The sequence below is a fragment of the Enterovibrio norvegicus FF-33 genome (assembly GCF_000286835.2).
Taxonomy (GTDB): Bacteria; Pseudomonadota; Gammaproteobacteria; order Enterobacterales; family Vibrionaceae; genus Enterovibrio; species Enterovibrio norvegicus_A.
The window spans coordinates 2,736,730-2,759,240 of record NZ_AJYD02000038.1 but is presented as its reverse complement, the minus strand read 5'-3'; the positions used below and the strand labels follow the sequence as shown (position 1 = coordinate 2,759,240).

Sequence of the window (22,511 nt, the reverse complement as noted above, 5' to 3'; positions counted from 1 at the left end):
CCTTATAACTCCAAAAAGTTTTTGATCAGCTGCGCTCCAACTTTGCTCGAGCGCTCTGGGTGAAACTGAACGCCGTAATAGTTGCCGTTTTGTACCGCAGCGCTAAAAGGCTTGTCGTAGTCACATTGGCCAATGGTGTAATCGCCCACTGGCATGGCGTAGCTGTGCACGAAATAGAAGTAGCTGTTCTCTGGGATATCTTTGAACAGGGGATGGTTATTCACGGGAGTGACCGTATTCCAACCCATGTGTGGAAGCGGTAAGTTGCCTGTTTCCATCAGTGTGGTGTCAGCATCAACATGGCCAAGGCAGTTAACAGCTGCTTTACCTTCTTGTGATGACTTGCCCAACAACTGCATGCCCAAACAGATGCCAAGTAATGGCTGTTTGACGTCACGAACGAGCGAGATCAAATCGCGTTCTTCAAGGTTTTTCATTGCCTCGGTCGCCGTGCCAACACCAGGAAGAAACAGTTTGTCAGCGGCCAGTACTACGGCAGGGTCACGACTAATCGTGACGTCGTAACCTAAGCGCTCAATGGCAAAACGCACAGAGCTGACGTTGGCGCATCCGGTATCAATAATGACAATGTTTGCGTCGCTCATACTATCTCTCCTTAGAGTACGCCTTTGCTGCTTGGCAGCTCGTTGCCTTCAACGCGGATCGCTTGGCGCAATGTACGGCCATAAGCCTTAAACAGGCTTTCAACGATGTGGTGCGTGTTATCACCATCCGAGGAAAGGTGCAGCGTACAGGCCATGGTGTCCGTCAATGAGCGGAAGAAGTGCTCGACCATTTCGGTTGATAGATCGCCGACTTTGTCTTGCGAGAACGTCGCGTCGAATTTCAGGTAAGGGCGACCAGACAAATCCAAGGCACATTGTGCAAGGCATTCGTCCATCGGCAGGCTAAAGCCAAAACGGCCGATGCCGCGTTTGTTGCCAAGGGCTTCTTTCAGTGCTTGGCCCAGCGCTAGCGCGGTGTCTTCTACCGTGTGGTGGTCGTCGATGTGCAAGTCACCTTCTACTGCGACTACCATGCGGAAACCACCGTGTGTGGCGATTTGATCTAGCATGTGATCAAAAAAGCCAAGGCCTGTGCTGATGCTGTTGCCGCCGCTTTCATCCAAGTTTACCGTGATACAAATATCGGTTTCTTTGGTGGTGCGAACCACTGAAGCAACGCGTGGGGACGTCGTCAAATCTTTGAGGATCTGTTTCCAGTTCATGGTTTCTGGGTGGTATTGAATACCACGGATCGCCATGTTCTCAGCCAATTGCAGATCGGTTTGACGATCGCCAATCACGGCGGAGGTTTTGAAATCCACTCGGCCTTGTTGGAGGTAGTCTTTCACCAAACCCAGCTTGGGTTTGCGGCAGCTACATCCTTCGTTGTCGAAGTGCGGGCAAATCAAAACGTCAGCAAACTTAACGCCTTGAGATTCGAAAATCGCCATCATCATATTATGTGGCGCATCGAAATCAGCTTGTGGGTAGCTGTCGGTACCCAAACCGTCTTGGTTGGTGACCATCACCAGCTTGTAACCTGCATCCTGAAGCGCAAGCAGAGCAGGAATGACATCAGGCTCTAGCTTCAGTTTGTCGAGGCGGTCGACTTGAAAATCGACAGGCGGCTCAACAATCAATGTGCCATCGCGGTCAATAAAGAGGATTTTTTCTTTCACTACAAATTCCTTTTCGTTTCGCTCTTTATGCCAGTTGCTGGCGGATAAAGGTCAGAGTTTTTTCACATTCTTCACGGTTGCCGATGCTGATACGAATGCAGCCTTCAATCGGAGAGCGGCGAAGAATAATGCCGTTGTCCCAAAGGGCGGTAAACAGCAGTTCCGCGTCGTCGAATTTCACCAGAAGGTAGTTAGCATAGCCATCAAACACTTGCACACCCGGTAACATGGAAAGACCTGCTTGCAAATAAGCACGGTTAGCACTCAGATCCAACACTTGATACTTCATGCGGGCAAGACCGGCTTCAGACAGTGCCTGACAAGCAATTTCCGTCACGGGCACAGGCACAGGATAAGGCGCGATCACTTTTTGCATCAGCTGGATAACTTGTTGATTGGCAATGGTGAAGCCACAACGCAGTCCCGCGAGAGCAAAGGCCTTCGACATGGTGCGCAAAATCGCAAGGTTTGGATAACGAACCAAAAGGTCAACGGTCGACGCTTCAGGGCAGAAATCAATATAGGCTTCATCCATCACAACCAGTGCGCGACCTGCGGTCATTTCTAACAGTGCTTCAATGTCCTTGCGCTCAATCAGGTTGCCCGTTGGGTTATTTGGGCTACAGACGAAAACCAGTTTCACACCGTCGAGATTGTTTTCGATCTCAGCGATGTTTAGCTGCCACTCTGGCGTCAGTGGAACGATTTTTCGCTCAACACCTGCGGTTTCCGCACTGATGGCATACATGCCATAGGTCGGCGGGCAGAAAAGAATGCTGTCTTCGCCTGCTTCGCAGAAGGTACGAATAAGAAGCTCAATGCTCTCATCCGCGCCACGAGAGGTGAGCACCTGTTCTGGACGCACGCCCGCATAGTCTGCATACGCACGGATGAGTTCATCTGGCTGACATTCGCTATAGCGATTAAGACCAGCTCCATTAATGGTGTATTCGTTGTTAAAGGGTGATTCATTGGCATTTAGCCAGACATCACCTTGACCACCTAAGCGGCGGGCAGACATGTAAGGGGTCAACGCCTGAACATCCTTACGAGCTAATTTTTCAATATCCATCACTCACCCCAAAATTACTGCAATTTATTAAGCTTGTTGACGCGAATAGTGACCGCATTGCGGTGCGCGTCTAAACCTTCTGCATTTGCCATTGCTACCACGGTGGGTGCGAGCGCTTGCAGGCCATCTGCGGATAGCTCTTGAACCGTCATACGCTTACTAAAATCCGCAAGCCCGAGGCTTGAGTAAGTGCGTGTATAACCATAGGTTGGCAGTACGTGGTTGGTACCAGACGCGTAATCACCCACAGATTCTGGCGACCAAGCGCCCAAGAAGATAGAACCTGCATTATCCAGCAGCGGTAATAGTTCGCGCGGTTTTTTGGTCTGAACAATCAAGTGCTCAGGACCATAATTGTTTGAGATGGCGATACATTGGGTCAGGCTTTCAGCGATGATGATAATGCTTGAACCCAAGGCTTTGCTGGCAATGTCCGCGCGACTTAGTACCGAAAGTTGTTGCTGCACGGCATCGGCGACTCTGTCTGCCAATACGGGAGACGGCGTGACTAGCACAACTTGTGAGTCTGGGCCGTGCTCGGCTTGACTGAGTAAGTCTGCGGCAACGAAATCGGCATCTGCCTCTTCATCTGCAATGACTAGCACCTCAGACGGGCCAGCAGGCATATCAATCGCTGCGCCTTGGTGATCGTTGCTGACTTGACGTTTAGCTTCGGTCACAAACGCATTGCCTGGGCCGAAAATTTTGTCCACTTTGCTGACAGTTTCAGTGCCATAAGCCATGGCGGCAACCGCTTGTGCGCCACCAAGGTTATACACTTGATCAATGCCACACAGTTTCGCAACGTAGAGGATTTCGTCTGCAATAGGTGGTGGCGAGCAAAGTACCACTTTACGGCAACCTGCAATTTGCGAGGGAACGCCAAGCATTAACACGGTAGACGGCAAAGGTGCGCTGCCACCGGGAATATACAAACCCACACGATTGATCGGACGGGTGACAAGCTCACACACAACACCCGGCATGGTTTCCACAGTCAGCGGCTGTGCTTTTTGTGCTTGATGGAAACAAGCGATGTTGTCATAGGCTTGCTTGAGCGCGACTTTAATCTCCTCACCCAAACGTGACTCAGCGGCATCGATTTCTTCCTGTTTAACACGAATGTTTTCAGGGACGACTTTATCGAATTTCTCGGTCAGTGCTTTTAGTGCGGCGTCACCACCTTGGCGTACATCACTGATCACGCTTTGAACGGCTTCCGTAATCGAAGCACTGTCTGAGATAGCAGGGCGTTCTAATGAACTTTCCTTCTGCTGGTCACTGAGCGATTTCCAAACCACTGTTTTCATGGCTTACTCCATCATCTTCTCTATTGGCAGCACCAGAATAGAGCTTGCGCCTAGTGCTTTCAGTTTTTCCATGGTTTCCCAGAACAGATTTTCAGTGCTCACAAGATGAACGGCAACGCGTTGTTTGTCATGCGCCAATGGCAGGATGGTTGGATCTTCTGCACCTGGCAGTAACTCAACGATTTTCTCAAGCGTTTCACTTGGCGCATGAAGCATGATGTATTTGGATTCTTTGGCTTTAATAACGCCGTTGATGCGGGTAAGAAGGCGATCGATAAGCTCAGCTTTGTCGACAGCAAACTCGCCAGTACGTTGGATAAGCACGGCTTTTGAACGGAAGATAACTTCTGCTTCTTTCAGGCCATTAGCTTCGAGGGTCGCGCCAGTAGAAACGAGATCACAAATCGCGTCAGCAAGGCCTGCGCGCGGCGCAACTTCAACCGAACCATTCAACATACAGGTGCTGAATTTAACATCTTGCTGGTCGAGGTAGGCTTTCAGAATGTTAGGGTAGGTGGTCGCAATGCGCTTGCCCGCTAGATCTTGTGGGCCGTTGTAGTCTTGGTCTTTTTCAACGGCGACAGACAGGCGGCAACCACCAAAATCAAGACGACGAAGTTTATTGTATTCGCTTGGTTCGCCAACCTTGACTCGCTCTAAACGCACTTCTTCAAGTTCGTTTTCACCGATCACACCCAGATCGACAACACCATCCATGATGAGGCCCGGGATATCATCATCGCGCACCAGCAATAGGTCGAGAGGCATATTTTCTGCGTGGGCGACCAAACGATCACCGGAGACATTGATTTTCACACCGCAGCGCTTAAGCAGTTCAAAACACTCTTTTGCGAGACGGCCTTTTTTCTGTATTGCGATTCTTAGACGTTCTGTTTGCATGATCTAATCCCTGTATCTTTGGTATCAACGCTTCCTTCTAGAAGACGTTGCCACAATTTTTAATCCTAAAATGTAAAAACCCCCGGAAGGTTCGCTTCCGGGGGTCTGAATCTTGTATTCACTATAATGACCGTTGGAAGAACCTAAATCCCTGTCTTCCAGTCGAAACCAATCTACCCGAAAGACTACTCAGGGTGATGGTGGTGGTGAATGGTCATTAGTGTTTTTTGCATTTGTGTCTTCTCTCAATATGTAAACGAGTAAACGTTTGCTTGGGCTCAACACTAACAAACTCATTAAATATTGCAACAAGTAATTTGTGTGTTTAACGAATTAGCGACTATGAGAAAGGGCAATGGCTTAAAAGGAGATGAGCGGGAGTGCAAACGGGTCAATTTCGCGAAGGTTTTATGACACTTTTCTTCTGCTTACTTTGCGATGGAGCAAGGGGTAGGGAATGAAAGACCGGAAATAAGACGAAGGTTTTTTCGATCAGACATAAACATCTAACAACCCATCGTTTTTCTTATCTGTCGATGCGGGCTGCTGTTCGTTTTCAGCGTTGTCGTGCTCTTCTTCATCAACAAGCTTTTGTTTTTGCTGCTCTGTTTTATTTTGCTTCGAGACGTTATTCACTTTTTGTGGTGAATAGTCTGAGATTTTGGGGAACCAAGCCATCATATGTCCTCATGAGTTGCTCCCCCTATATATCGACCAAAAATCAATCAGCTTGAGTGTTTTCTAACCGCAGCATTTTTTATGCTTTTTACCGCTTCCACAAGGACAAGGATCGTTTCGGCCCACTTTCTCGATTTTTGGGTATTCCCCATCAATGTAAAACCAAAGGGTTTCACCGTTTTTCTCTTCAGTGACAAAACGCGATTTTTCATGCAGGCAGTAAGGCGTGCCGTCTTCTGCATAGTGGGCTTTGAATTCGACGAAACCCTGCTTGCCACCGTCATCAACAGAGCTTGATAGGACTTGCAGCATTTGCCATCGGCTCTTCACTGATTTGGCAATGGCCTCGCGGTGTTCTTCTGCGTGGCAAGAGGCGTGATAGGTGGCAACAACAAAGTCCACTAATCCAACAACATGTGCGCTGTAACGTGCGCGCATCAGTTTTTCTGGGTGATCCGCATTGCTGTGTTGATGATGAATAGGTTCGCAGCATTGGTTATAAGGCTGCTGGCTGCCGCATGGGCAAAGTGTTTGTGTTGAAGCTTTAGAAGGCTGAGCAGTCATGAAAATGAACCGAATGAATAAAATCCGGTTCATTTTCGAAGGCTAGCCACAAAGAGTCAATATATCGATGTCATTGTGGGAGGAAGAAAGCTGACATCGGTATATCGTCACTAGAATGCGTGAAGGTACCAGTCGTACTCTAAGTTAGTGATGTGTTGCTCAAACTCTTCCTGTTCTTTCTCTTTGCAGGTGACGAACACGTCGACAAAATCAGTACCGAGATATTGTCGCAAGACATCTGACGACGACAGCAACCTTAACGCGTCACGAAGGTTGGTGGGCAATGGCGTGGTGTCCATGTCATAAGCATTACCGACGATGGGATCACAGGGTTCAATTTTGTTATCGATGCCATGCATGATCGAAGCGAGGAAGGCGCTCATCATCAAATAGGGGTTGGCATCAGTCCCTGCCACACGGTGTTCAATTCGTGTTGCCTCTGGTAAATCGCCGGGAATACGAAGTGCTGTGGTGCGGTTTTCCAGACCCCAAGTCGCTGCGTTTGGCACATAGAAATCTGGGCTGAATCGGCGATACGAATTGATGTTCGGACACAAGATTGAAAAATACTGTGGCATCAGCTCAAGCAAACCACCCAGTGCATAGCGCATGGTGTCGGTGACCTGGCCGTCTTCCTCAGGTTGAAAGACGTTTCTTCCCTCTTCATCAAGTAAGCTGATATGCAGATGCATGCCATTGCCGGCCTGGTCGGCGTAGGGCTTTGCCATAAAGGTGATGTCGAGATCATGATCATGGGCGACTTGCTTGATCACGCGTTTAAGCAGTATTGAATGGTCACATGCGGCGAGCGCATCATCGGTATGTTTGAGGTTAATCTCAAATTGACCGGGCGCAGATTCGGCAACGATGGTATCAGCAGGTAGGCCTTGCTCACGGGCTGCTTCGATAATATCGGTAAGCAGGTCGGCATACTCGTCAAGGTCATCCAACGAATAGACTTGTGTATTCTCAGGTCGTTTTCCTGTCACAGGAGAGATTGGCGGCAATGGCGCTTTACCCGGCGTTTTACTGTCAATGAGGTAAAACTCAAGCTCAAAGGCCGAAACGGGGTTCAAGCCGCGCTCTTGCATTTGACGTAATACCCGACGAAGGATCATTCGTGGGTCGCCAAAGAAGGGCATTTCACTCTTTTCATACATCTCGAGCATGACCTGAGCAATGGGACGCTTTTGCCAAGGCTGGCGTGTCAGTGATCCTGAAACCGGGAAACAGATCGCATCGGATTCGCCAATCTCCAATCCCAATCCGGTTTCCTCGACTGGGTTGCCTTTAATGTTCATGCCATAAATAGAGATAGGTAATGCTATGCCCTGTTCATAAGCCTTGGGCAGTTTATCCTTCTCGACGCGTTTGCCCCGCACGATGCCATTCATATCAAGTAACAGCAGATCGACAAATTCAATATCCGGATTTTGTTCGAGAAACTGAATCGCTTCTTGTGCATCCGGTAAATTTGTATCTTCAGGCGTAAACATTTCCTTGTCTGTTTGATATCGCATTAAACACCTACCTGAGTGTAAATTATATTGGCCACCTCGATGTGTACCTCTGAGTGAATAGTAAACACGCAATAATGTCAACCGCGCTCCACGTCACAAATTCCTTATTTTTGCTGCAAATCAATGCGATAAGCGCGGATAAATCAGGCAATTAACAATGTTAAGAAATTGATAAACAATTAGGTTGATTTTGTTGAGTTGGTCACTTGCGTAATTTATTTTTAACGTGTAGCGTGTGAAAAAACGAACGCGTTAAGTGGTGATAACGGTTTTTAACTTATCCCATCACATGGAATTAACGACAAAGTAGAGGACGGTATGCAGTGTTCAACAACGCCATTAGTCGGCGTGACAGGTTGCAGTGCTCAGCTGGGATTGCATCCCTTCCATATTGCTGGCGACAAATACGTTAAAGGTGTTGTTGATGGCTCGGGTTGTTGCCCGTTGATTATTCCTGCATTGGGCGATGCGCTTCCTATGAAGCAATTGCTCGCCTCGTTTGATGGCCTTTTGTTCACCGGCTCTCCTTCCAACATTGAACCTCATCACTATCAAGGCATGCCAAGCGGTACAGATGCTCATCACGACCCAGAACGCGATGCCACCACATTGCCCTTAATGAAAGCCGCTATTGAAATGGGTGTCCCCGTTTTGGCGATTTGCCGTGGTTTTCAAGAAATGAACGTCGTGATGGGCGGCTCTTTACACCAAAAGCTGCATGAAGTTGGTGGCTTTATTGAACATCGAGAAGATAAAACCGCATCCGTGGGTGTTCAATATGGCCTTTCTCACACAGTGACAATCGAACCTGGAGGCCTTCTCTACGAGGCGTGGGGTCGCACTTTTGCGGAGGTCAATTCTGTTCATACACAGGGCATTGACCGATTAGGCAAGGGTTTGCGACCAGAAGCGTATGCGCCAGATGGGTTGATAGAGGCAGTCTCTGTTATCGATGCAAAACGTTTCGCGTTAGGGGTTCAGTGGCATCCTGAGTGGGAAGTCACAAAAAATCCCTTTTATTCAGCTATCTTCGAAGTATTCGGGAATGCCTGCAGACTAAGAGCGAAATCACGTGAGAAAGAATATGAATAAGCTTAAGAAATGGTTGAAGGACAACGAAATTACGGAAGTCGAATGTGTGGTTGGCGACTTATCAGGTATTGCGCGCGGTAAAATTGCACCCGTGGATAAATTTATCCACGAAGGTGAGATGCGATTGCCTGAAAGCGTTCTGCTTCAAACGGTGACCGGTGATTATGTGGATGACGATATCTACTACTCATTGCTCGATGAAGCGGATATCGACTTCATTTGTAAACCTGATGAAGACGCCGTTTATCTGTTGCCGTGGACAATAGAGAAAACAGCACAGATCATTCATGACACGTTCGACAAAATGGGTAATCCCATCGAGTTGACGCCACGAAATTTGCTCAAGAAAGTGCTGAAACTCTATGAGGAGCGTAACTGGAAACCGGTTGTTGCGCCTGAAATGGAGTTTTACCTCACCGCTCGCAGTGAAAACCCCGATTTACCCTTGAAGCCACCTATTGGCCGTTCAGGTCGAATGGAAACAGGACGCCAATCATTCTCGATCGATGCCGCTAACGAATTCGACCCCTTGTTTGAAGATATGTATGAGTGGTGTGAAAAGCAGGGCTTAGCCATTGATACCTTAATTCATGAAGAAGGGGTTGCACAGATGGAAATTAACTTCCGTCACGGTGACCCTCTGGTTCTGGCCGATCAAGTGTTTTTGTTTAAGCGCACATTGCGAGAAGCCGCGCTGAAACACGAAGTGGTGGCAACATTTATGTCTAAGCCGGTCACCGATGAGCCGGGCAGTGCAATGCATTTACACCAGAGTATTTTAGATACCCAAACGGGCAAAAACATATTTACCAATGAAGATGGCACCAGTTCGTCGTTGTTCTACGGACACATTGCCGGTCTTCAACAATTTATTCCCGAAATGCTGCCGATGTTCGCACCCAACGTGAACTCGTTCCGTCGCTTCCTTCCTGATACCTCCGCACCTGTCAATGTCGAATGGGGCGAAGAAAACCGAACCTGTGGCTTACGTGTGCCGAGTTGCTCTCCGCAAAATCGACGTGTGGAAAACCGTTTGCCGGGCGCTGATGCAAACTGCTATCTCGCCATCGCAGCGAGCTTATTGTGTGGCTATATCGGCATGGTGAGAGAGCTAAAACCGACGCCGCCGGCACAAGGACGTGGTTATGAAATCAGAAGCCCTGCATTGCCGTATACCTTGGAAGGAGCATTGGAACGCATGGAGAAATGCGATGAAGTTGCTGAATATTTCGGCGAGTCATTTGCCAAAGGCTATATCGCGGTGAAGCGTAAAGAGCAGGAAAACTTCAAACGTGTGATCAGTTCGTGGGAGCGAGAGTTCTTATTGCTGACAGTGTAAAAAGGGAGACAACCTAATAGGTTGCCATTGAGTCAAACTATATGGATGTGGAGGTCTAAATGACACACGTCGCACAACACCCAGATACCGAAACACTGCAAGCGCTAGATAACGCGCACTATTTACACCCATTCAGCGACCACAAAACGCTGAGAGAGACGGGCGCTCGCATGATTGTGCGTGCTCAGGGTGTGTACATCTGGGACAGCAATGGAAATCGCATTCTGGATGGCATGGCAGGTCTTTGGTGCACCAATATCGGTTACGGCGAGAAAAGATTGGCCGACGCCGCGCATCGACAGATGCTTGAACTCCCTTACTACAACAGTTTCTTCCAATGTGCTCACCCACCGGTGGTGGAACTCGCGAAGGAAATTGCAGACCTTGCTCCTGACCACATGAATCAGGTGTTCTTCACCGGCTCTGGTTCTGAATCAAACGACACTGTGCTGCGCATGGTTCGTCATTATTGGACGTTGAAAGGCCAGCCTGAAAAATTCAACATCATTGGTCGTCATAACGGTTATCACGGCTCCACCGTTGCAGGTGCGAGCTTAGGTGGCATGAAAGGTATGCACAAGCAAGGTGGGCTGCCGATCCCTGGCATTCACCATATTCCACAACCTTATTGGTTTGGGGAAGGCGGCGACCTGACACCCGAAGAGTTTGGAATCAAAACGGCGCAAGAATTGGAAAAAGCCATTCTTGAGATTGGCGAAGATAAAGTCGCTGCGTTTATTGCAGAACCGTTTCAAGGCGCGGGTGGCGTGATCATTCCACCTTCGACGTACTGGCCTGAAATCAACCGCATCTTGGCAAAATACGACATTCTCATGATTACTGATGAAGTCATCTCAGGCTTTGGCCGAACCGGTGAATGGTTTGGCTGCCAACACTTTGGTATCACGCCTGATTTTATGCCTATCGCAAAAGGCATGACATCTGGCTATATCCCGATGGGCGGTGTGATTGTTAGTGATCGTGTGGCGAATGCGTTTCAAGAAAAAGGCGGCGATTTCAACCACGGCTTTACCTATTCCGGTCACCCTGTGGCCGCGGCTGTGGCGTTGGAAAATCTGCGCGTGATGAAAGACAAGAACCTTGTTCAGTATGTCAAAGAAGACATCGGCCCTTATCTGCAAACGCAGTGGCAAACACTGTTAGATCATCCGTTAGTGGGTGAAGCACGAGGCTTAGGGCTGGTGGCTGCGATCGAATTGGTCAAAGACAAAGCCTCGCGATCTCGATTCGCTGAATCTGTTGGCATTGGTGGTATTTGCCGTGACTTGAGTGTTGAAAATGGCCTTGTAATGCGGGCTTGTGGCGACACGATGATCATCAGTCCCCCGCTGGTGATCACGAGAGCTGAGGTCGATGAACTTATCCATAAAGCGAAATTGTCGCTGGATTTGACGTTACAACATTTGCAGGAAAATGGCGTGATTTAACGCCCACGAGATCTCACTGATTGGCATCAAAGCGATGCCAATCAACCATCAAAGCCAGCTTAAAAAACTGGCTTGGACATTGGAATGTAGTAATGCCTTTCTTTTGAAAAGGAGAGGGCTAAAAGGAGAAAACATGAAGATGGTAATCCGCAACAAGGTCACCGCAGTTATGCTTGCGGGACTGGTGGTTTCAACTGGGCTACACGCAGAAGAAGTGCTACGAATTTACAACTGGAGTGACTATATCGCGGAAGACACGATAGAAAACTTCGAGAAAGAGACGGGTATTAAGATTACCTATGATGTCTACGACAGCAACGACATACTCGAGGCGAAGTTGCTTTCCGGGAACTCGGGCTACGATCTGGTTGTGCCATCAAATAACTTCTTAGCCAAACAAATCACGGCGGGCGCATTCCAGCCATTGGATAAAAGTCAGCTGACCAACATGAAAAATTTGGACCCGGTATTAATGAAGCGTTTGGAAATGGCTGATCCAGGTAATAAGTACGCCATTCCTTACCTTTGGGGTACCAATGGTGTTGGTTACAACACCGAAAAGGTGACAGCGATTTTGGGTGATAACTTGCCCGAGAATAAGCTAGACCTTTTGATGGACCCTCAGTACGTGTCCAAATTAAAAGAGTGCGGTGTTGCCATGCTGGATTCCGCCGATGAGGTGATGCCGCAGGTGCTGCAATATCTCGGTTTGAATCCAAACTCCACCAATAAAGAAGACTACAAAAAAGCAGGGGTAGCACTGGCTAAAATTCGCCCTTACATTACCTACTTCCATTCGTCGCGCTACATCACCGATTTGGCGAATGGTGATGTTTGTCTGGCCTTTGGTTTCTCGGGGGATATCTTTCAAGCGGCAGATCGCGCGGAAGAAGCTGACAATGGTCAGGTTATCGAATACGCCATTCCAAGTGACGGCGCCAATATTTGGTTCGACATGATGGCAATCCCTGCGGGGGCGAAGAATGCCAAAAACGCTCACACCTTTATCAACTACATTATGCGTCCAGAAGTGATTGCCCCAATCACGGATTATGTTGTGTATGCCAACCCTAACACTGCCTCGAACACACTGATTGATCAGGACGTGTTGAACAACCCTTCTATTTATCCGACTCCTGAGGTGATGGAGAAGTTGTTCGTGTCTGAAGTGTTACCTCTGAAAATAAGCCGTCTCAAGACTCGTAACTGGACGCGAATGAAAACTGGCCAGTAACGGTTAATCAGAGAGCCGCATTGTTTGTGGCTCTCTCGCTGTTTTCAGGATTTACGTTTTCTGAGCGGTAACAGGGAGGATCAGAGTGTGACGAATAAACCGCAACCTATCGAAAGTCAGCAGAAGAAACAGGATCTGCTAAAAATTGACCGTGTTAGCAAAGTGTTCGGCGATGTTCGTGCCGTCGATGATGTGTCCCTCACGATTGAGAAAGGAGAGATTTTTTCGCTATTGGGTGGGTCAGGGTCCGGTAAATCTACCTTATTGCGCATACTGGCGGGATTCGAAAAACCGTCAAGCGGTCGAATTTATCTTGATGGTGAAGACATCACCGACATGCCTCCTTACGAACGCCCTATCAATATGATGTTTCAGTCTTATGCCTTGTTTCCGCACATGACGGTGGCGCAAAACATCGCCTTTGGTTTGAAGCAAGACAAAATGAAGAAGGCTGAAATTGATCTCCACGTTGCCGAGATGCTTCGTTTAGTGCGAATGGAAGAGTATGCCAAAAGAAAGCCACATCAACTTTCGGGCGGTCAGCGCCAACGGGTTGCTTTGGCGCGATCATTGGCAAAGCGACCAAAACTTTTGTTGCTCGATGAACCCATGGGGGCATTGGACAAAAAGCTGCGCACACAAATGCAGTTAGAAGTGGTGGAAATTCTTGAACGTGTTGGTGTGACCTGTGTGATGGTAACTCACGACCAAGAAGAAGCCATGACCATGGCAGGTCGTATCTCCGTGATGCACGAAGGATGGATCGCCCAAACAGGCTCACCAACGGACATCTACGAAAGCCCCAACAGTCGCATGATTGCCGAATTCATTGGTTCGGTGAACACGTTTGAAGGCGATATCGTGGTGGATGAAACTGACCATTGCGTGATTGATTCACACGAAATCTCACAGCCCATCTATGTTGGTCACGGCGTTGCTACGAATGTCGAAGACAAAAAAGTATGGCTGGCGGTCAGGCCAGAGAAAGCCTTGATCAGCAAAGAGCCACCTGAAGGCGAGTACAACTGGACCAAAGGTGTGGTGGATGATATTGCCTACCTCGGTGGAATGTCCGTTTACTACGTCAAATTACCTAGCAGCAAAATCGTGATGTGTAGCATGGCGAATATCTCTCGACGCCAAGACAGACCGACTTGGGATGACGAAGTGTTCATCAGTTGGGAGGCCACCAGCGGTGTGGTATTACGCGTATGACGATGCCCTCTAACCCTAATACTGACGTGAAAAAGCCGCCGACTAAGACACACATTCTGTTTCCAAAGGGTCGGCATTTGACCTTAGGGATCCCCTATCTTTGGCTATTGCTCTTTTTTGCGATGCCCTTTGCGATAGTGTTTAAGATCAGCCTCTCCACGGCTGCCATTGCAATACCGCCTTATGAAGCGATTATGCAATATGTGGATGAAGTGGTTGAGATCACGCTGAATCTTGAAAACTATCTGCGAATACTCGATGACGATCTTTATGTTCTCGCGTATCTCAGTTCGGTCAAAATTGCTTTTTTCTCGACGATTGGTTGTCTGCTATTGGGATACCCGATGGCCTATGCGATTGCCCGTGCACCTGCACGGATGCAGACCGTGCTGCTGTTGCTTATCATGTTGCCATCTTGGACTTCTTTTTTGATCCGTGTTTATGCCTGGATGGGGCTATTGAGTAACTCGGGGATCATCAATAATTCTTTACTCTGGCTCGGTGTGATTTCAGACCCTATCCAGATCCTCAACACCAATGTCGCGGTGTACATCGGTATTATTTATACCTATTTGCCATTCATGGTGCTGCCCCTTTACGCCAACCTCGTCAAGCTCGATGGCAGCTTGCTCGAAGCGGCAGCTGATTTAGGCTCACGTAACTTTAATACTTTCTGGAAAGTGACATTGCCCTTATCGAAAGGCGGTGTGATTGCAGGTTCCATGTTGGTGTTTATTCCTGTGGTGGGTGAAGTCGTGATACCAGAGCTGCTTGGCGGTCCTGAAACCCTGATGATTGGTAAGGTGTTGTGGCAAGAATTCTTTAACAACCGTGATTGGCCTGTTGCCTCGGCATTGGCGATTGTGATGTTGGCGCTGTTGATCATTCCGATCACCTTGTTCCATCACTATCAATCTAAGGACATGGAGGCTAGCCGATGAAACGTTGGCAATTTTCAACCGTCATGTTGTGGGTAGGGTTAGTGTTTCTCTATTTGCCGATGTTGATCTTGGTGATCTACTCATTTAATGCCTCAAAGCTGGTGACGGTGTGGGGCGGATTCTCCACCAAGTGGTATATCGAACTGTTCAAAGATGAACAGATCCTGCAAGCCGTCTGGACCAGCCTACGCATCGCGTTTTATAGCTCCACCATGGCGGTGATCATAGGCACGCTTGCAGCGTTTGTAATGACACGGTTTAGACGTTCATGGGGGAGGCTCACGCTATCAAACATGATCACGGCGCCACTGGTCATGCCTGATGTGATTATCGGTCTTTCGCTGTTGCTGTTGTTTGTTCAAATGGGCGAGCTGTTTGGTTGGCCAGCTGAGCGCGGGATGACAACGGTGTGGATTGCACACTCGACATTCTGCGCCGCGTATGTGGCGGTGGTGGTGTCATCGCGCTTGCGAGAATTGGATTTCTCGATTGAAGAAGCCGGCATGGATTTGGGGGCAACCCCGCTGAAAGTCTTCTTCGTGATCACTGTCCCTATGATTGCGCCTGCGCTGGTGGCGGGTTGGTTATTGAGCTTCAGTTTGTCTCTTGATGATCTGGTTATCGCAAGCTTCGTGTCGGGGCCGGGGTCAACCACGCTACCTATGGTGGTGTTCTCTTCTGTGCGCCTGGGCGTGTCACCGAAGATCAATGCCCTTGCCACATTAATCATTCTGGTTGTGTCGTTGTTTGCGTTTATTTCTTGGTATATCGCTCGTCGCTCTGAGCGTAAGTCCAAGGAAGAAATGAAACGGCTCAACCAAGAATTAGAACAACAGTAGGAACGTCACATGCAGCAGCAAGCAGGTTCAATGGAATCGAAGCAACGCACCCAAAACCCTCAGTTAGAGCATGCCTCGTCGTATTATGCGGCGTCTGCCAATCCCTCGCCGTTGCGTGAGACACTGAAAGAAGATGTCACCACGGATGTATGCATTATCGGCGCGGGTTATACCGGATTGTCGTCAGCGCTGCATCTGCTGGAAGCGGGGTTTAATGTTGTTGTGCTTGAGGCTGCGCGAGTGGGCTGGGGCGCGTCAGGTCGCAATGGCGGCCAGATCGTCAACAGCTACAGCCGTGATATTGATGTGATTGAGAAAACGGTGGGTAAAGAGAAAGCCCGCCTTTTCGGTGAGATGGCGTTTGAGGGCGGTAAAATCATTCGCGAGCGTGTTGAGAAATACAACATTGAATGCGATTTGAAAAACGGCGGCGTGTTTGCGGCGCTGAATGCCAAACAGATGCACGAGCTTGAACATCAAAAAGCGCTTTGGGAGCGCCATGGTAACGACCAACTTGAAATGCTCAATCAGAATGACATTCGTAGTATGGTCGATACCGAACGCTACGTGGGGGGATTGCTCGATAAGTCTGGTGGGCATATTCACCCGCTAAACCTTGCATTGGGCGAAGCGGCTGCTGTCGAAAGCTTAGGCGGCAAAATCTATGAGCATTCTGCGGCTATTCGCATTGAGCGAGGCGAGCCCGTTAAAGTGTTCACTGAGCAAGGCTCTGTCACCGCATCATTTCTGATTGTGGCTGGCAATGCGTATCTGGGCGGATTGATGCCTGAGCTACGCGCAAAATCGATGCCTTGTGGCACACAGGTGATCACGACCGAACCGCTAACGGACGAACAAGCCAAAAGCTTATTGCCTCAAGATTACTGTGTGGAAGATTGTAATTACTTGTTGGATTACTTTCGGTTATCTGGCGACAAACGGCTGATTTATGGCGGAGGGGTAGTTTATGGCGCTCGCGATCCCGCGGATATTGACGCGATTATTATCCCGAAAATGCTCAAAACGTTTCCTCAGCTCAGCAATGTCAAAATTGACTATCGCTGGACAGGAAATTTCTTGATGACGTTATCTCGTCTGCCCCAGGTGGGACGGGTAGGCAGTAATATCTACTACTCGCAGGGTTGTAGCGGTCATGGCGTCACTTATACCCATTTGGCGGGGCGCTTGTTGTCGGAAGTGTTGCGCGGGCAAGCAGAGCGGTATGATGCGTTCGCGAGCTTACCGCATTTACCTTTCCCTGGTGGACATGTACTGAGTGTGCCTTTTTCAGCACTGGGTGCGTGGTATTACACGATGCGCGACAAATTCGGGATTTGATGTCACAGCTAGCCCCGCACAAATGGCTTTATCAACAAGAAGCGCCCGAGATTGAGGGCGCTTTATTACGAGGAGATTCTTTTTAGAAGTTAGCAGGCGTGGTCGCGCTGAAAATACGGCATTCATCATCAAACGGATTGGCAAATCGGTGGGGGCGATTACTGTCAAAGTAATAGCTGTCACCCACCTCTAGAACATAAATGTCATCGCCGACGGTAAGCTCCAATTTCCCCTCAATAACCAGTCCAGCTTCTTCGCCTTCATGCTGAAGCATATCGTCACCTGAGTGCGAGCCTGGCGGGTAGATCTCCGAGAGTACAGACAGCGCACGATTCGGATAGTCTTTACCAACTACCTTCATGGAAACCGCGTCATCGCCAATTTCCAATAAGTCAGTTTGGCGATAAATCACCGGTGCCGACTCACTTTGACCGATATCCGCAGAGAAAAACTCCACGAGGGAAAGGGGAATACCTGACAACACTTTTTTGAGCGAACTGACAGAAGGGCTAACACTGTTCTTCTCAATCATTGAGATAGTGCTGTTTGTCACACCGGCGCGTTTTGCCAATTCACGCTGAGATAATCCACGACTTTTTCTTACGGCCTTTAGGTTGGCACCAATATCCAATGTCCGACTCTCCTCGTTTCGAATGTATCAGTCACTAATGTAATAGATTTTGAACAAGCAATCCTACTTCTTAGCCCGAGGTAATCAAGTGTTTTGTGAGGGCACAGCCATAATGTAAAAAATATTTACCGTTTCATGATCGCTTTATTTGATATGAAAACGGAATGTAATGTGTGGTGATGACAGATTAGCCTTTGTAACCAGAGGGAGATAAGAGTCAGGCTGGTGGGCGGCGGAATATTAATCGACGTCTCACTGTGTGTATTTTTCACTTCACCTTCATGTAGAGAATACGTTAATCTTTGTTGATTATATTTTACAGAGAGTGTTTGTCATGGCTTCTACGTCGTCAAAACTAGCGCATACACAGTCTTACTACGCGGCGACCGCGAAGTATCCGCAACGCTATCCCGAACTCACTGAATCGATAACGGCCGATATCTGTATTGTCGGTGGTGGATTCAGTGGCGTGAACAGTGCCATAGAGCTCGCGCTACGTGGCTACTCTGTTGTGGTGTTGGAAGCGAATAAGATTGGGTGGGGAGCGTCAGGACGGAATGGCGGCGAACTGATCCGTGGTATTGGTCATGGCATTGAGCAATTCACGAATCAGATAGGCAAAGACGGCGTTGAAGCTATCAATCAAATGGGTGTGGAAGCAGTTGAGATCGTTAAAGATCGCGTCGGGGCGTTCAACATTGATTGCGATCTCACCATGGGATACTGCGATCTAGCGTTGAAACCCGCGCACATGAAAGAACTCGAAGACGATTTCAATGGCCTAAAACAAAGTGGCTATGCCCATGAAATCCGCATGCTAGATAAAGAGGCGATGCCTGAGGTTATCGGCTCTGAACGCTATATTGGCGGTATGCTTGATATGGGAAGCGGCCATTTGCATCCATTAAATCTCGTGACGGGTGAAGCGGCGGCGGCGGCTAGTTTGGGTGTGCAGATGTTTGAAGACAGCGCCGCGATTGAAATCATCAAAGGCAATAGGCCCTTAGTGAAAACCAACAAGGGGCAGGTGACGTGTCAGTATTTGCTTTTGGCAGGCAATGCCTATATCGGCAACAAGCTTGAGTCTTACATTGGCGGGAAAGTCTTGCCTGCGGGGAGCTACATCGTTGCGACCGAGCCGCTGACGGATGAGCAGGTACAAAGTACGATCCCTAAGAACATGGCGTTTGCCGATCTCAGTATCGCGCTGGATTACTATCATCTATCCGGCGATAACCGATTGCTGTTTGGTGGGTTGTGTACGTATTCTGGCAAAGATCCAAAAGACATTACAGGCGCGTTGTTGCCAAACCTTGAGCGTGTGTTCCCGCAGCTAAAAGGGACGAATATTGATTTCGAGTGGGGCGGCATGATTGGTATTGGTGCGAATCGATTGCCTCAAATTGGGCGCTTACCGGATGCACCGAACATTTTCTATGCGCAGGCCTATTCTGGTCACGGTGTGAATGCTACGCACATGGCGGGCAAGGTGATTGCTGAAGCTATCTCAGGCACAGCCGAACGCTTTGATGTGTTTGCCCGAGTGAAACACATGACGTTCCCTGGTGGCCCGATACTGCGCTCTCCATTGCTTGCAATTGGTATGACGTACCACAAGATCAAAGAAATCCTGCAATAACACACCAGCCAACTTTCCATCTATTCACGTCTCTCGCCTAAATGAGAGACGTGTTGTCATACTTTTTCCGTCATTCCGGTCTCTTCAGTTAGTGATAGGATTGTTAGTGCTCGTTCACTCACAATGCGAACGTATCCGTGAACTTATCTGGAGAGCTAAATGGCTGGAAAACGAAGTAAAGTCACTTTTGTCAGTGGAAACAACATACTTGCTGGCATGTTGGAAACCCCGGAACATACTGCACGTGGCTACGCGCTTTTTGCCCACTGCTTTACTTGCGGAAAAGATGTCGCGGCGGCATCTCGTATCTCTCGGGCATTGGTGAATATTGGTTTCGCTGTATTGCGCTTCGACTTCACGGGTCTTGGTGGCAGTGACGGTGATTTTTCCAACACAAATTTCTCATCCAATGTGAACGATTTAGTGGCCGCTGGCGATTTTCTTCGTGAGCACTATCAAGCGCCTTTGTTATTGATTGGTCATAGCCTTGGCGGACGCGCCGTGTTATCTGCGGCGCAACGTATTCCTGAGGTGTCCGCTGTGGCAACCATTGGCGCACCAGCGGATGCAGAACATGTCGTAAAGCAATTTTCTGCTGATGTGGGAAAAATTGATGCAGATGGCGAGGCTGAAGTGAGCTTGGCGGGTCGTCCATTTACCATCAAAAAGCAGTTTCTCGACGACATTCGCACCGAAAATGACGATATTGAATCCCTTCGAGTGCCATTGCTTGTGATGCACTCGCCAATCGACAGCGTCGTTTCGATTAAAGAAGCTGAGAAAATTTACCTTCGCGCCAAGCATCCGAAAAGCTTTGTGACGCTCGACACTGCTGATCATCTGCTGACCAACAAGGATGACGCCCAGTATGTCGCTGAACTGATTGCCGCGTGGTCACATCGCTACATTGATTTGGCGTCGCCGATCAAAGAAAGCAGCACCTCTATCAAACGTGGTGAGGTGCGAGTGACTGAGCACAACAAGCAATTTACCCGCACTATTCAAACCGATCATCACCAATGGTTTGCGGACGAACCTGTGGATTTCGGCGGTGACAATTTAGGGCCCGATCCCTATGAGCATTTGCTTGCGGGGCTAGGTGCATGTACTTCCATGACGCTTCGTATGTATGCGAACCGCAAAAACCTGCCACTTGATGATGTCAAAGTCACGCTGTCACATAGCCGCCAATATGGCGACGACTGTGAGCACTGCGATGATGAGCATTCTAAAGTGGAAGTGCTTGCGCGTGAAATTGCGTTGTTTGGCAACTTGACGGACGATGAACGACAACGCTTGTTGGAAATAGCGGACAAATGCCCGGTTCATAAAACCCTAGAAAGCAAAATCGTGATCACCACGGCGTTGAAAGCGTAACGCTAAAAAAGTGGCTGACGCAAAGGGAATAGACCCAGCTGTGCTGGGTCTTTTTGTATTGATTACTTATCGATTGCTATCGCCCATAAGCGTGGGTTTTGGCTGATCAGAACGCAATCCACGTGGCTTTGACTTCGGTGTATTTTTCAAACGCGTGAAGCGATTTATCGCGACCGTTGCCTGATTGCTTATAACCCCCAAACGGTGCCGTCATGTCGCCGCCATCGTAGTGATTAATCCACACCATGCCAGTACGTAGTGCCTTCGCGGTTTTGTGGGCTTTGGAAATGTCCGATGTCCACACCGCCGACGCGAGGCCATAATCCGTATCATTGGCAATTGCTACAGCCTGCTCTTGCGTTTCAAACGTAATGACAGAGAGCACGGGGCCAAAGATCTCTTCGCGCGCGATAGACATGTCATTGTTCACGTTATCGAACACAGTAGGCTCAATGAATAATCCACCGGTTTCTGGCATAACACGACTCCCACCACAAACCATGGTTGCACCGCCTTGTGTGCCTTTTTCGATATAGCTCAATACCGTATCAAGTTGCTGCTGATCGACGACAGCGCCGACTTGCGTTTCTGGGTCAAGCGGGTGACCCGGCTGCCAGCTTTTTAGTTGATCAACCACCTTCGCCACAAAGGCATCTTTGATGGAGGCTTCTACCAACAATCGAGAGCCTGCAGTGCACACTTCGCCTTGGTTAAAAGCGATCGCAGATGCGGCAGAAGCAGCCGCGGCATCTAAGTCTGGGGCGTCAGCAAAGACAATGTTCGGGCTTTTTCCGCCAGCTTCGAGCCAAACACGCTTCATGTTCGATTCACCCGCATAGATCATCAACTGCTTGGCTATTTTGGTGGAGCCGGTGAACACCAGCGTGTCGACATCCATGTGTAAAGCGAGGGCTTTACCCACGGTGTGACCAAAGCCCGGTAACACGTTAAGTACACCTTTTGGCATACCCGCTTCAAGAGCAAGCTCACCCAATCGAATAGCCGTTAATGGTGACTTCTCTGAGGGTTTTAAAATGACGGAGTTACCAGAAGCCAACGCAGGGCCGAGTTTCCAGCACGCCATTAACATCGGGAAGTTCCAAGGCACAATAGCCGCGACAACACCGATAGGCTCTCGCGTGATCATCCCAATTTCATTGTGAGGCGTTGGGGCGATTTCATCGTAAATTTTGTCAACCGCTTCGCCAGACCAGCGTATTGCCCGCGCTGCACCGTTAACATCCACCGCTTTTGAATAGCGAATAGGTTTACCCATATCGAGGGTTTCAAGTAGCGCTAACTCGTCACCGTTTGCTTCAATAAGCTCAGCAAAACGGATAACCACTTTTTTTCGTTCTGCGGGAGGAAGATGCGCCCACACGCCAGATTCGAATGTTTCACGGGCGTTGGCCACGGCCAGATTGGCATCATCCAGATCGCAACTGGCGACCTGGGCAAGTGTTCGGCCGTCGATAGGACTAAGACAGGGAAACGTGTCGCCAGATACGGCGTCTCGGAGTTCCCCATTGATGAAAGCTTGGCCCTTAATTGTCAGCGTATTTGCCAACGAATCCCAGTCTTGACGAGACGTGCGAGAAGTCATATCTGCCCCTTAATCCATGTTAATTGCCGATTTTTGCCACTGTGCACTATTTCAAAATATTTTACAAATAGTGCGATTAATTGTTTT

At 48.8% G+C, this 22,511-nt stretch carries 20 protein-coding genes and 1 other annotated feature; of the genes, 10 read left to right on the top strand and 10 right to left on the bottom strand.

The window, feature by feature from the left end; all coding sequences use genetic code 11:
* Window positions 1-2 precede the first annotated feature (2 nt).
* The 8 genes from hisH to A1OO_RS20225 all read right to left on the bottom strand — a co-directional run bounded on the left by hisH (window position 3) and on the right by A1OO_RS20225 (window position 7,728).
* Window positions 3-605, bottom strand: coding sequence for an imidazole glycerol phosphate synthase subunit HisH (gene hisH / locus A1OO_RS20260; protein WP_017004245.1), 603 nt, complete (start codon window positions 603-605; stop codon window positions 3-5).
* 11 nt (window positions 606-616) lie between these two features.
* On the bottom strand, window positions 617-1,684 hold the full coding sequence (gene hisB / locus A1OO_RS20255) for a bifunctional histidinol-phosphatase/imidazoleglycerol-phosphate dehydratase HisB (RefSeq protein WP_017004244.1): 1,068 nt from the start codon (window positions 1,682-1,684) through the stop codon (window positions 617-619).
* A gap of 25 nt (window positions 1,685-1,709) precedes the next feature.
* Window positions 1,710-2,750, bottom strand: a complete 1,041-nt coding sequence (gene hisC / locus A1OO_RS20250) for a histidinol-phosphate transaminase (protein ID WP_026023970.1) — start codon at window positions 2,748-2,750, stop codon at window positions 1,710-1,712.
* 20 nt (window positions 2,751-2,770) lie between these two features.
* Window positions 2,771-4,066, bottom strand: a complete 1,296-nt coding sequence (gene hisD, locus A1OO_RS20245) for a histidinol dehydrogenase (RefSeq protein WP_017004243.1) — start codon at window positions 4,064-4,066, stop codon at window positions 2,771-2,773.
* Between the two features lie 3 nt (window positions 4,067-4,069).
* Window positions 4,070-4,966 carry an ATP phosphoribosyltransferase gene (gene hisG, locus A1OO_RS20240; protein ID WP_016961143.1) on the bottom strand — a complete coding sequence of 299 codons (897 nt, stop codon included), beginning with the start codon at window positions 4,964-4,966 and terminating at the stop codon, window positions 4,070-4,072.
* A 70-nt stretch (window positions 4,967-5,036) separates the two neighbouring features.
* Window positions 5,037-5,176, bottom strand: a sequence feature (His leader region).
* A 282-nt stretch (window positions 5,177-5,458) separates the two neighbouring features.
* A complete protein-coding gene (locus A1OO_RS20235) occupies window positions 5,459-5,647 on the bottom strand; it encodes a hypothetical protein (RefSeq protein ID WP_017004242.1) in 189 nt (62 codons plus the stop codon).
* A gap of 60 nt (window positions 5,648-5,707) precedes the next feature.
* On the bottom strand, window positions 5,708-6,208 hold the full coding sequence (locus A1OO_RS20230; RefSeq protein WP_017004241.1) for a YchJ family metal-binding protein: 501 nt from the start codon (window positions 6,206-6,208) through the stop codon (window positions 5,708-5,710).
* A gap of 110 nt (window positions 6,209-6,318) precedes the next feature.
* The gene (locus tag A1OO_RS20225) at window positions 6,319-7,728 is read right to left on the bottom strand and encodes a glutamine synthetase family protein (protein ID WP_241819211.1); all 1,410 of its coding nucleotides are present in this window, start codon (window positions 7,726-7,728) and stop codon (window positions 6,319-6,321) included.
* Window positions 7,729-8,046: 318 nt separating this feature from the next.
* On the opposite strand from A1OO_RS20225, the gene A1OO_RS20220 reads away from it, so the two are divergent.
* The 8 genes from A1OO_RS20220 (at window position 8,047) to A1OO_RS20185 (ending at window position 17,174) form a co-directional block, all read left to right on the top strand.
* On the top strand, window positions 8,047-8,820 hold the full coding sequence (locus tag A1OO_RS20220; RefSeq protein ID WP_017004239.1) for a gamma-glutamyl-gamma-aminobutyrate hydrolase family protein: 774 nt from the start codon (window positions 8,047-8,049) through the stop codon (window positions 8,818-8,820).
* Window positions 8,813-10,159, top strand: coding sequence for a glutamine synthetase family protein (locus A1OO_RS20215; protein ID WP_016961148.1), 1,347 nt, complete (start codon window positions 8,813-8,815; stop codon window positions 10,157-10,159). Before A1OO_RS20220 ends, A1OO_RS20215 begins: the two co-directional genes overlap by 8 nt.
* 59 nt (window positions 10,160-10,218) lie before the next feature.
* Window positions 10,219-11,607 carry an aspartate aminotransferase family protein gene (locus A1OO_RS20210; protein WP_017004238.1) on the top strand — a complete coding sequence of 463 codons (1,389 nt, stop codon included), beginning with the start codon at window positions 10,219-10,221 and terminating at the stop codon, window positions 11,605-11,607.
* Between the two features lie 133 nt (window positions 11,608-11,740).
* Window positions 11,741-12,841 carry a polyamine ABC transporter substrate-binding protein gene (locus A1OO_RS20205; protein WP_017004237.1) on the top strand — a complete coding sequence of 367 codons (1,101 nt, stop codon included), beginning with the start codon at window positions 11,741-11,743 and terminating at the stop codon, window positions 12,839-12,841.
* A gap of 87 nt (window positions 12,842-12,928) precedes the next feature.
* Window positions 12,929-14,056 (top strand): polyamine ABC transporter ATP-binding protein, encoded by a 1,128-nt coding sequence (gene potA, locus A1OO_RS20200; RefSeq protein ID WP_016961151.1) that lies wholly within the window; start codon window positions 12,929-12,931, stop codon window positions 14,054-14,056.
* Window positions 14,053-14,997, top strand: a complete 945-nt coding sequence (locus A1OO_RS20195; protein ID WP_017004236.1) for an ABC transporter permease subunit — start codon at window positions 14,053-14,055, stop codon at window positions 14,995-14,997. Before potA ends, A1OO_RS20195 begins: the two co-directional genes overlap by 4 nt.
* A complete protein-coding gene (locus A1OO_RS20190) occupies window positions 14,994-15,836 on the top strand; it encodes an ABC transporter permease subunit (RefSeq protein ID WP_016961153.1) in 843 nt (280 codons plus the stop codon). Before A1OO_RS20195 ends, A1OO_RS20190 begins: the two co-directional genes overlap by 4 nt.
* Before the next feature lie 9 nt (window positions 15,837-15,845).
* The gene (locus A1OO_RS20185; protein WP_017004235.1) at window positions 15,846-17,174 is read left to right on the top strand and encodes an NAD(P)/FAD-dependent oxidoreductase; all 1,329 of its coding nucleotides are present in this window, start codon (window positions 15,846-15,848) and stop codon (window positions 17,172-17,174) included.
* Window positions 17,175-17,256: 82 nt separating this feature from the next.
* Here A1OO_RS20185 and A1OO_RS20180 read toward each other — a convergent pair whose 3' ends face one another.
* Window positions 17,257-17,805, bottom strand: a complete 549-nt coding sequence (locus A1OO_RS20180; RefSeq protein WP_016961155.1) for a cupin domain-containing protein — start codon at window positions 17,803-17,805, stop codon at window positions 17,257-17,259.
* Window positions 17,806-18,139: 334 nt separating this feature from the next.
* Between A1OO_RS20180 and A1OO_RS20175 the strand changes: the two genes are divergently transcribed.
* Window positions 18,140-19,444 carry an NAD(P)/FAD-dependent oxidoreductase gene (locus A1OO_RS20175; RefSeq protein ID WP_017004234.1) on the top strand — a complete coding sequence of 435 codons (1,305 nt, stop codon included), beginning with the start codon at window positions 18,140-18,142 and terminating at the stop codon, window positions 19,442-19,444.
* Window positions 19,445-19,603: 159 nt separating this feature from the next.
* A complete protein-coding gene (locus A1OO_RS20170; protein WP_017004233.1) occupies window positions 19,604-20,821 on the top strand; it encodes a bifunctional alpha/beta hydrolase/OsmC family protein in 1,218 nt (405 codons plus the stop codon).
* A gap of 106 nt (window positions 20,822-20,927) precedes the next feature.
* Here the strand turns inward: A1OO_RS20170 and A1OO_RS20165 are convergent, their stop codons facing one another.
* Entirely contained in the window at window positions 20,928-22,424 is a 1,497-nt protein-coding gene (locus tag A1OO_RS20165) for an aldehyde dehydrogenase (protein ID WP_017004232.1), read from the bottom strand.
* Window positions 22,425-22,511 lie beyond the last annotated feature (87 nt).